This is a genomic window from Paraburkholderia translucens, assembly GCF_020881035.1.
GTDB lineage: Bacteria > Pseudomonadota > Gammaproteobacteria > Burkholderiales > Burkholderiaceae > Paraburkholderia > Paraburkholderia translucens.
Map to the genome: position 1 here is coordinate 1 of NZ_JAJITC010000035.1, position 10,779 is coordinate 10,779.

At 62.1% G+C, this 10,779-nt stretch carries 7 protein-coding genes; 2 read left to right on the forward strand and 5 right to left on the reverse strand.

Annotation, left to right across the window (positions count from 1 at the left end; genetic code table 11):
* Nucleotides 1-628 precede the first annotated feature (628 nt).
* Complete coding sequence (rpoD, locus tag LJ655_RS29870; RefSeq protein WP_230564754.1) at nt 629-2,626, forward strand: RNA polymerase sigma factor RpoD; 1,998 nt, start codon at nt 629-631, stop codon at nt 2,624-2,626.
* 286 nt (nt 2,627-2,912) lie between these two features.
* Here the strand turns inward: rpoD and LJ655_RS29875 are convergent, their stop codons facing one another.
* From LJ655_RS29875 to norR, 5 genes are all read right to left on the reverse strand, one after another.
* On the reverse strand, nt 2,913-4,085 hold the full coding sequence (locus LJ655_RS29875) for an NAD(P)/FAD-dependent oxidoreductase (protein WP_230564755.1): 1,173 nt from the start codon (nt 4,083-4,085) through the stop codon (nt 2,913-2,915).
* A 99-nt stretch (nt 4,086-4,184) separates the two neighbouring features.
* Complete coding sequence (amaB, locus tag LJ655_RS29880) at nt 4,185-5,684, reverse strand: L-piperidine-6-carboxylate dehydrogenase (protein ID WP_230564756.1); 1,500 nt, start codon at nt 5,682-5,684, stop codon at nt 4,185-4,187.
* A 190-nt stretch (nt 5,685-5,874) separates the two neighbouring features.
* Nucleotides 5,875-6,213, reverse strand: coding sequence for a LysR family transcriptional regulator (locus LJ655_RS29885; protein WP_486644375.1), 339 nt, complete (start codon nt 6,211-6,213; stop codon nt 5,875-5,877).
* A gap of 234 nt (nt 6,214-6,447) precedes the next feature.
* On the reverse strand, nt 6,448-7,290 hold the full coding sequence (locus tag LJ655_RS29890; RefSeq protein ID WP_230564757.1) for an HTD2 family dehydratase: 843 nt from the start codon (nt 7,288-7,290) through the stop codon (nt 6,448-6,450).
* 218 nt (nt 7,291-7,508) lie between these two features.
* A complete protein-coding gene (gene norR / locus LJ655_RS29895; protein ID WP_230564758.1) occupies nt 7,509-9,104 on the reverse strand; it encodes a nitric oxide reductase transcriptional regulator NorR in 1,596 nt (531 codons plus the stop codon).
* A gap of 136 nt (nt 9,105-9,240) precedes the next feature.
* Between norR and hmpA the strand changes: the two genes are divergently transcribed.
* On the forward strand, nt 9,241-10,422 hold the full coding sequence (hmpA, locus tag LJ655_RS29900; RefSeq protein WP_230564759.1) for an NO-inducible flavohemoprotein: 1,182 nt from the start codon (nt 9,241-9,243) through the stop codon (nt 10,420-10,422).
* The last annotated feature ends 357 nt before the right edge of the window (nt 10,423-10,779 follow it).

Below are 10,779 nucleotides of genomic sequence, written 5' to 3' on the forward strand. Positions count from 1 at the left end.
TTACTGTGTGAGGCTTCTGATACCTTTTGCCTGGCAGCAGATTCCGCAGAATCCGCCGCCGCATCGCGGCATCAAGCGCCCACACTTATCGGCTGTTGGTTGTTAAAGATCGGTTCGCCCACCACGCAGCGCCTGGACTACCCGGCACCGCGTCGTTTGCGTCGCTGCGTCTGCAGCAGAGAAACGAGATTATGGAGAGTGATGGACAACACGTCAAGCCCATTCCGCGAATTTCTTTCGGGTACAACGTTCGAGGCTGCGACTCCACATGTATAAGACAGCGAGCACCCTTGCAAAAGGAGCGACGCGCCCTCATCTAACCATCTAATACAGTAAGCCGCATGCATCCACTTGGACCACCCATCCGGACAACCTGAGACATTAACGCGAGAACAACAGCCGACGATTTGATGTGCGTCAATGAGCGCGAACCCCCAAGCTCGTATATAATGCGAGCCGCGCAAAATTTCGCATGTCCATCGGCCCGCTTCAAGCGGGCTCATCTTTTTTGCTCCCCAGAGCACAGCCCAACAACCGCGTTGAGTCACATCAGGTGATGCTGAGCCCCGCTCGAAACGCCTGACGGTAGCGTCTTGCGTCTCATAGCGAAGCCTCTAGAGGAAATTACGTGAACCCTTTTGATCGCGAAGATTCGCAACACGACACCGCCGCCTTCACTGCCAAAGTTCCGTCCGGCCGCTCGGCCAAAGGCAAGGGCGCCGGCAAAGCGATCCCCGTGGCAGCCGATCTGCCCCCGCAACAGGCCGAAGAGCGCCAGCGCCTGATGCGCGCACTGATCCAGCTGGGTAAAGAGCAAGGCTACCTGACCCACGCGCAGATCAACGACCACCTGCCCGACAACTTCACGCAAACCGCCGCGATCGATAGCATCGTCAGCGCATTCAGCGACATGGGCGTGCAGGTCTTCGAGCAGGCGCCGGACGCGGAAACGCTGCTGCTCAACTCAAACGCCCCGGCCGTCGTGTCGGACGATCAGGCAGACGAGGAAACTGAAGTCGCGTTGTCGACTGTCGATTCCGAATTCGGCCGCACCACCGACCCCGTGCGTATGTACATGCGCGAAATGGGCGCGACCGAGCTGCTCACGCGCGCAGGCGAAATCGCGATCGCGAAGCGAATCGAAGACGGCCTGCACGAAATGGTGCAGGCGATCGCCGCGTGCCCGCTCGCGATCTCCGCGATCCTTGCGAGCGCACAGCAGGTTGCCGACGGCGAGTTGCGCATCGACGAGCTCGTCGACGGTCTGAATGAAGAGACGGCCGCCGCGGAAGAAGTCGCAAGCGCCGACGCGGATGCCGACGAGGACGCCGACGCCGACGAAGAAAGCGAAGACGAAGAAGACGACGACGTCGGCCCGGCCGATTCGTCGGCGGCGGACGAAGCTCGCCTTAAGCAGCTCACGAGCGACTGCCTCGAAATCTTTGCCCAGGTCGGTATTCTGTTTGACCAGATGAGCGCGGCGCACACGCGCGGCGACGTCACCTCTAAGGCCTATCTGCGCGCACGCGAAGAGATTCAACAGCACCTCGCGAAGATCCGCTTCACTGCACGCACGATCGACCGTTTGTGCGGAGACGTACAGCACCAGGTCGCGCAAGTGCGCGCGATCGAGCGCAACATTCTGCAGATCGTCGTCTCGAAGGCCGGCATGCCGCGCGAGAAGTTCATCGAGACGTTCGCGGGTGCCGAGACCGATCTCGGCTGGACCGAGCGTGCCGCGCGCAGCGGCGCTTCAACCTATGGCGCGGCGCTTGAGCGTCATCTGCCGGCCATCCAGTCCGAGCAGCAGAAGCTGATCGACATCGAAGCGACGGTGTCGCTGCCGCTCAAGCATCTGAAAGAGATCAACCGCCAGATGGTCGCGGCCGAGTCGAAGATGCGCAAGGCCAAGAGCGAGATGATCGAGGCGAACCTGCGTCTCGTGATCTCGATCGCGAAGAAGTACGTGAACCGCGGCATGCTGTTCCTCGACCTGATCCAGGAAGGCAACATCGGTCTGATGAAGGCCGTCGACAAGTTCGAATACCGCCGTGGCTGGAAGTTTTCGACGTACGCGACGTGGTGGGTTCGGCAGGCCGTCACGCGTTCGCTCGCGGACCAGGCGCGTACGATCCGCGTGCCGGTTCACATGATCGAAACGATCAACAAGCTCAACCGCATTTCGCGCGAGATCCTTCAGCAGACCGGCCAGGAAGCCCATCCGGCGGTGCTCGCGGAGCGCATGGAACTGTCGGAAGAGAAGGTGCGCGGCATTCTGAAGATCGCGAAGCAGCCGGTGTCGCTGGAAACGCCGGTCGGCGACGACGGCGATGCGACGCTGGGCGACATGATCGAAGACGCGGCCGTGTCGTCGCCGGCGGATGCCGCGATGCAGGCCGATCTGCGTGCCGCGATCGACGACGCGCTAGACTCGCTGTCGCCGCGCGAAGCGAAGGTGCTGCGCATGCGCTACGGTATCAACACGAAGTCGGATCACACGCTCGAAGAAGTGGGCAAGCAGTTCGACGTGACGCGAGAGCGGATCCGTCAGATTGAGAGCAAGGCAATGCGCAAGCTCATGCATCCGAGCCGCGCGGACCGTCTGAAGTCGTTCCTCGATCGTTAAGCCTCTCGCGCTTGCCGTGCGCGTTGCACGGCAAGCCGACACACCCTCGTCATACACAAGCAGCGGGATGAACCGGCCGACGGTGAGTCCCGCTGCGTGCTTTGTGCCGTTCGTTTCCGCACATCTTCACACGCACGAGTGCTCCGCTTCGCTTCTCGCCCGTTGTCCACAGATTTTGGGAACAACCTTGTGGACAACCTGCGAGCGACTGCGCTAACTCATTGAGCGTATTGCATTTGCACGTATTGCGTTTCCCACATGCCCGCTCAGGGCACAAGACCAACAGCTAAACCACGTTCTTCTCGACGATCGGCCGGTTTTCCAGCACACGCGTAAAGCTGAGCGAACTCAGGTCGAGCGTCGTATAACGGCCATGCAAAATCAATTCTGCGATGCCGCGCCCGGTTGCCGGTCCTTGTTGCAAACCATGACCGCTGAAACCGTTCGCGAACACGCAATTGGCGACATCCGGATGATGACCAATGATCGCGTTCTGATCGAGCACGTTGTATTCGTAATAGCCGGACCAGCAGTTCTGCACGCGTAGCGCCTCGAATTGCGGCACACGGTGCGCGAGCGTCGGCCAGATCACGTCGTCGAATAGCGCGTGATCGACTGCGTCGAGCGGCAAATCGTCGGGGTCGTTATCGGCCGATGGCGAAGTGCCGCAGAGATACGAATTGCCTTCGGGCCGGAAGTAAACGCCGCTCGGATCGATCAGCAGAGGACAGGGTTCGAGCTTGGCCGGCGACGTGACGTTGAAGATGCTGCGTCGCCGCGCGTAGACGGGCAGGTCGATGCCGATCATCAGCGCGATCTTGCGCGACCACGCGCCGGCCGCATTGACGACGATGTCGCACGCATAGGTCTTGCCATCCGCTGTTTGTACCTGCGTGATGCGGTTCCCGTCCCGATGCAGCGCGCTCACATCGGCTGCGACATAGCGGGCGCCGAGCGCCTGCGCTTTCTTGCGCAGCGCCTGCACGAGACCGTAGCCATCGAACCAGCCCTCGCCGCTTTCGCCATAAGCGCCAGCAACGAGGTCTTCGGTATAGAGCCAGGGGAATCGCGTTTGCAAGCCGTGAGTGTCGAGCAGGCTGATATCCGCGCCGAGGCTTTTTTGTAAGGCGTGATTCTCGCGCAGCGTCGCAACACCCGCCGGCGTCGCAAGAAACAGGTAGCCGCCTTCGTGCAAATCGATCGAGGGCCGCGTGCCGTCGACTTCGAGCCGCTCGCCGATCGAGCGCAGAAACTCAATGCCGAACAGCGACATCTGAATGGAAAGCGGCGTCGAGAATTGCTGCCGGATCGACGCCGCCGACAACGCCGACGACGAACGCGCATAAGTCGGATCGCGTTCGATCACCGTGACACCGACTGTCGGATCCGACAGCCGCAAGAAATACGCAACCGAGCTGCCGATCACCCCACCGCCGACGATCACGACTTTCGAACTCACACCTTGCTCCACGAGTAACAGGGCCGCTCCGGAACGCCGGGCGGCGCAAACGGATTGCTAAAGCGCGCGTGCCGCCGCGCGTAACAGACTTACGCTCGCTCAGTCGAGATTGAAGTCGATGCCCTGCGCAAGCGGCAGCGCCGACGAGTAGTTCACGGTATTGGTCGCGCGACGCATATAAGCCTTCCACGCATCCGAACCCGACTCGCGCCCGCCGCCGGTTTCCTTCTCGCCGCCAAACGCGCCACCGATTTCCGCGCCGCTCGGCCCGATGTTGACGTTCGCGATGCCGCAGTCGCTGCCCGACGCGGACAGGAAGTGTTCCGCTTCGCGCAGGTCGCTTGTGAACACGCATGACGACAGACCATGACGCGCGGCATTGTTCGCCTCGACAGCATCGGCGAACTCGGTATAGCGCAGCACGTACAGAATCGGCGCGAAGGTTTCCTTCAGCACCACCGACGTTTGCGACGGCATCTCGACGATGGCCGGACGCACGTAGTAGCCGCCCTCATAACCTTTCACTTCGACGCGCTCACCGCCGAACACCTTGCCGCCCTCGGCCTTCGCCTGGTGCAGCGCTTCCTGCATGCGATCGAACGATTGACGGTCAATCAGCGGCCCCATCAGCGTGCCCTTCTCGAGCGGATTGCCGATCGGCACGCGGCTATACAGCTGCTTCAGACGCTCGACGGTCTTCTCGTACACGCTGTCGTGCACGAACAGACGCCGCAGCGACGTGCAGCGCTGACCAGCCGTGCCGACCGCCGAGAACAGGATGCCGCGCATCGCGAGTTCATGGTCGGCGGTTTGCGTGACGATGCCCGCGTTGTTGCCGCCGAGTTCGAGCAGCGAGCGGCCGAAGCGCTTCGCCACTTCGACGCCGACCTTGCGACCCATTTCGGTGCTGCCCGTCGCGCTGACGATCGACGCGCGCGGATCGGCCACGAGCTTTTCACCAACGTCGCGGCCGCCGATGACCAGCGCGCTGAGGCCGGCGGGCGCATCGCCGAACTCCTTCAGCGCGTCTTCGAGAATCCTGTTGACGGCAAGCGCCGAGAGCGGCGTCTTTTCCGACGGCTTCCAGATCACCGCGTTACCGCACACGAGCGCGAGCGCCGCATTCCAGGACCACACCGCCACAGGAAAATTGAACGCCGAGATCACGACGCAGGTGCCGAGCGGATGCCACGACTCCGCCATCCGGTGACCGGGGCGCTCGGACGCGATCGTCAAACCGTAGAGCTGGCGCGACAGGCCGACCGCGAAATCGCAGATGTCGATCATCTCCTGCACTTCGCCCATGCCTTCCTGCAGAATCTTGCCGGTCTCCAGCGAGACGAGGCTGCCGAGCGCGTGCTTCTGTTCGCGCAGCCGATTGCCGAGCAACCTCACCAGCTCCCCACGGCGCGGCGCCGGCACGTTGCGCCACACGGCGAACGCGTCTTGCGCCTGAGCGAGCGCCGCATCGACCTCTGCCGTCGTCCGGCTGGCCACACGGCCGATGAGCTCGCCGGTAATCGGCGAATGAACCGCGATATCGCCGGCTTGCGCGGCGTGGGCAATGCCGAGATCGGCGAGGATAGCGGACGCGTCCATGTGAACTCCTTTTATTTCCGATGCGAAACAAGAGTAATTTCGGAAACTATACACGCGGGTTTTTAGCGCGGCAAGAAGATGCTTGCCGAGTGAAATACTGGTTGACAGAGGGCCGCGGCGTTTCCAGATGGAAACCTTACGGCACTTCGGCAGATATCCGCCGGCCGTGCGTCAAGCCTCTACCACGCCTTCATCTTCCGCCACCGCCATCAACTGGTCGACCAGCCCCCGCGCGAACGGCGGCAACATGCACGTCGCCCCTAATGCCCTCGCCGTACTCCGGCATGTCGCCGGCCAGATGCTCGACGCGTTCGAGCACGAGCCGCGCGTGATGCACGAACGCCTCGCCCGCGGATGTCGGCGTCACGCGCCGGCTCGTGCGATAGAGCAGCTTGAGGCCGAGTTGGTCCTCGAGATTCTTGACCCGGTTGCTGGTGGCCGCCGCCGACAGGTGCGAAAGCTCCGCGGCGCGCGCATCTGCACTGAGAGGGCGCCGAACATGATCGTTGCCGGAATAAATTCTTCCCAAAAATTTGACCGAGACCTACGCTGTGCAGGAAAGCAAACAGAGACACGATATTGGTGATGAGGGCCCATAGGGATAGATCGTCGCATGCGCGGCGCCCGCGAGCGCCGGCTGTGGCTGGCCGTCGATCTTGCGAAAGTACTCGCCGGAAAACTGCTGGCACAGATCGCGCACGGCCTCTCGAATGTCCCGGAACGATTCGTGTTGCGTGGCTTGCATGATCGAGCCTCGTGGAATTCAGGCTAGCGTGGCGGTTGCGCGCATGGTCAGATAGCCTTCGTGGTCCTTGGCCCATAGATCGATGGTCTTGCCGTCGGCGGCGGGCTTGCCGCATACCGTGAACGTCTGGTCCGCGAACGTGGGACGCAGCGCGCGAAACGCGAAGCTTTGCAGCGTCGCTTGCGGGAGTTCGCGCCGCACGAGATCGACGAGCAGCGTCGCGATCAACGGACCGTGAACGACAAGCCCCGGATAACCTTCGACCTGCGTGACGTACGGATGGTCGTAGTGAATGCGATGGCCGTTGAAGGTCAGTGCCGAGTAGCGGAATAGCATCACGGCATCGGCATCGATCGTCCGGCGCCACGTTTCGCCTTCGGGTGCGGGCACCGGCCGCTGCGGGCGGGCGCCTTCCAGCGGCGGGTCGCGATAGACGATGTCGTGCTCCTCCTCGAGCTTCAGTTCGCCAGCGACTTCGATCGAATGTTGCACGGTGACGAACACGAGGCGGCCCGAGCGGCCGTTCTTGTCCTCGATGTTGGCGATCGTGGACGTGCGCTGTGCGTGCTCGCCGATCTTCAGCGGTGCATGAAACGTGAGCCGGCCTCCGGCCCACATGCGACGCGGCAGCGGCACAGGCGGCAGGAAGCCGCCACGTTTTGGATGACCGTCGGGACCAACTTCGGATAGCGGTGCCACTGGCAGAAAGTACAGCCAGTGCCACAACGGCGGCACGGTGTTACCGCCTTCCTCACGATCGAGCGTGGCGGCGAGCGCTTTCAACGGAAACGCGGTGATGTCGTCTTCAACCATCACCTGCTTGTCGAGCCAATCTTCGAGTTTCTCTGAGGCAGCGGACATGGCGGAGTCTCCAGATACGGGCGTTGGTCCTTGTTCGGCTCTACTATGACCGAGGCGCTACGCTCCGCGAAGTTCGCATTGTCGAAGCGGGGCTTCGGTTTTGCTTAAGACGTTAGGCGCAGCGCGGGGCGCCGGCGATCCTTTTTCGGCGCGATCGGAAATTCGGTGCGGCCTGGCCCGCTTCATCGAATTGCGACCGTGCTCCCGCATCTGCCCGCTTATTTGAGTCCGAGTCGCTTGGCCAGACGGTTCAGATTCGCCCTGTCGAGGCCCAGCTCGCGCGCGACTGCCGCCCAGTTCCGCCTGTTGCGGACCAGCGCTTCGAGAACAAGGTTGCGTTCGAACTCGGTGACCGCGCTGCGGAAGTCCTGCGTCTCGCATTCCTCGCTCTGCGTGACGGCATGATTGGTTTCGTCATCTTTTGCATCGAACAACGCGAAGTCTGCTGCACTCAGCGTCAAGATACGACAGCGCTCCCGATTGGCCGCCAATGCCTTTAGCGCACTACGTCCGATCAGATGTTCGAGTTCGCGCACGTTACCGGGCCACGCGTAGCGCAGCAACGCGGCCTGTGCATCGGCCGCTAGACGCAGACTCAACAAGCCGAGCCGCGAGCGATTGTCTTCGAGGAAGAATCCCGCGAGCAGCAGCACGTCACGGCCGCGCTCGCGCAACGGCGGTACGCGCAGCGGGTAGACGCTGAGTCGATGATAGAGGTCGGCACGAAAGCGGCCCGCGCGCACTTCCTCGGCGAGGTCGCGATTGGTTGCGGCGATCAGCCGCACGTCGACTCTGTGTTCGTGGTCCGAGCCGATGCGCTGCAACTGGCCGTTCTGCAGCACGCGCAACAGCTTCGCCTGCACCGCGAGCGGCAATTCGCCGACTTCGTCGAGGAAAATGGTGCCGCCGTCCGCGAGTTCGAATTTGCCCCGCCGATCTGCGGACGCCCCCGAAAACGCGCCGCGCACGTGCCCGAACAGTTCACTCTCGACTAGCGTGTCGGGCAACGCGGCGCAGTTCAGGCTGATCAGCGGCTTGTTCGCGCGCGACGACAGCGCGTGGATCGCATTCGCGACCAACTCCTTGCCGACACCGGTCTCGCCGGTGATGAGCACGGTGAGGTCGCTACCGGCCACTACCTCGATCTCCTTGATCATGCGGCGATGCGCTTCGCTGCTGCCGATCAGCTCGCGCCGGCTCTCGCTGCTCGCCAGCCGATAGGCTTCAGCGCGGCGCTGCGCCTCCGCGCCATTGCGCGCCAGCGCATCGATGCGTTCGACGACGCTGACGGTCGCGGCCGCGAGGCCGAGAAACGCCTGCAGCGACGCCATGTCGATCGTATCGAAGCGTGCCGGATCGAGTGCGTCGAGAGTGAGCAACCCCCAAGGCTCGCCGCGGATAACGAGCGGGCACCCCAGACAGTCGTGCACTTCGAGATGCCCGGCCGCCATGCCTTGCACGAGGCCATCATACGGGTCCGGCAGACCGGAGTCGGCAGCGAAGCGCGTCGGCCCTGACTGGGCCAGCAACTCCTGAAAGCGCGGATGGTCGGCGACGCGAAAACGCCGCCCGAGTGTATCGCTGCTCAAACCATCGATCGCGAGCGGCACGAGCGTATCGCCCTCAAGGCGCAGCAGCGCGGCCGCGTCGGCCGGAAACAGCGTGCGCAGCGCGCTCAGCAATCGCCGATAACGCTCGCGCTCGGACAGCTCGCGCGACAGGTCGAGAATTAGCGGGGTCAACACGTCGAGGACGGCTCCTGCAGTCAGATTGACTGTGGTCCGAGTCATTTCGACTAGGGTCGAATTAACCATCTTAATCGCCAGGTCATTGATCTTAATGCATTTTATACTTGGCACGAATCGTGGATAGTAGTCCCGGTCTGCCTAACCGGCTGCTGTACTCGCTGAGTAGACAGACTCTTCAACTGACTTCATCTGGACTTTAACTATGCTATCCGCCGAACACCGCGCCATCATCAAAGCAACCGTGCCGCTCCTCGAAAGCGGCGGAGAGGCGCTCACCACGCACTTCTATAACCTGTTGCTCAGCGAGCATCCGGAAGTGCGCCCGATGTTCAATCAGGCCAATCAGGCGAGCGGTATGCAGCCGCGCGCGCTGGCCAACGGCGTTTTGATGTACGCGCGTCATATCGATCAGCTCGATCAGTTGGGTGGGCTGGTCGCGCAGATCATCAACAAGCACGTGTCGTTGAACGTGCAGCCCGAACACTATCCGATCGTCGGCAAGTGCCTGCTGCGCGCGATTCGCGAAGTACTCGGCGCGGACGTCGCTACCGATGCCGTGATCGAAGCGTGGGCTGCCGCGTATCAACAACTCGCTGATCTGTTGATCGACCTCGAAGAGAAGATTTATGCCGAGAGCGAAGCGGCACCCGGCGGCTGGCGCGGCACGCGACGGTTCCGCGTCGCCCGCAAAGTGCGGGAAAGCGACGAGATCACGTCGTTCTATCTGCGTCCGGACGATGGCCGCGAATTGCTCGCGTTTCAGCCGGGGCAGTACATTGGCGTGCGTCTGGTGATCAACGGCGAAGAAGTGCGTCGCAACTATTCGTTGTCCGCAATGAGCGATGGGCGCGAATATCGCATCAGCGTGAAGCGCGAACCGAATGGCACCGTGTCGAAGTATCTGCATGAGCAGATTCAGGAAAACGACACGCTCGAATTGTTCGCGCCGGCCGGCGAATTTACGCTGCAGCCTGGCGACAAGCCTTTGGTGTTGATCAGCGGCGGCGTTGGCATCACGCCGACGATGGCAATGCTGCAAGCCGCGCTGAAGACCAATCGTCCAGTGCATTTCATTCACGCAGCCCGTCACGGTGGCGTGCATGCATTCCGCGACACGATTGACGCATTGGCCGCGCGTCATCCGCAACTGAAGCGCTTCTATTGCTATGAGCAGCGTCGTGCGGGTGATGCCGATGCTAACGCACTCGGCTACGTCGATGAAGCGAATCTGAAGAAGTGGCTCCCGGAAACGCGCGACGTCGACGTGTACTTCCTCGGGCCGATCGCGTTCATGAAGGCGATCAAGAAAGGCCTGAAGGCGATTGGCGTGCCGGAATCGCAGAGCCGTTATGAGTTCTTCGGCCCGGCTGCCGCGCTCGAATAACGCGGTCGAGCAACGACGAGTACTTGCCCTCTTCGAATCGCGGCAACGCGTCTTCGAAGTAGGGCATGTTCACGCTTCAATCACGCCGGTACGTGTGGCATCGTGAAGATGCAGGCCTGATCTGCTGCGCGTCCTGGCGCTCCTTTCTGCGGCAAAACGCCCACGAGCCCGGCAAAGCCGGCGACCTTCAATACCATCCTTTCGCTCGCGTTTTGGTTCGTGTTCAGCTGAACCCGTCATCTTTTTCGATGACGGGCGCGTAAACGCAGAAACCCCACCGCGCTGGGTGGGGTTTCTGGTCCGGGTAAGGAGCCTGACGATTACCTACTTTCACACGGGCAATCCGCACTATCATCG

What these genes read in the sequence shown, in the direction of transcription:
- amaB (WP_230564756.1), bottom strand. Translation starts at nt 5,684, where the DNA reads ATGGACGCGTCCGCTATCCTCGCCGATCTCGGCATTGCCCACGCCGCG.
- LJ655_RS29890 (WP_230564757.1), bottom strand. Translation starts at nt 7,290, where the DNA reads ATGTCCGCTGCCTCAGAGAAACTCGAAGATTGGCTCGACAAGCAGGTG.
- norR (WP_230564758.1), bottom strand. Translation starts at nt 9,104, where the DNA reads ATGGTTAATTCGACCCTAGTCGAAATGACTCGGACCACAGTCAATCTG.
- hmpA (WP_230564759.1), top strand. Translation starts at nt 9,241, where the DNA reads ATGCTATCCGCCGAACACCGCGCCATCATCAAAGCAACCGTGCCGCTC.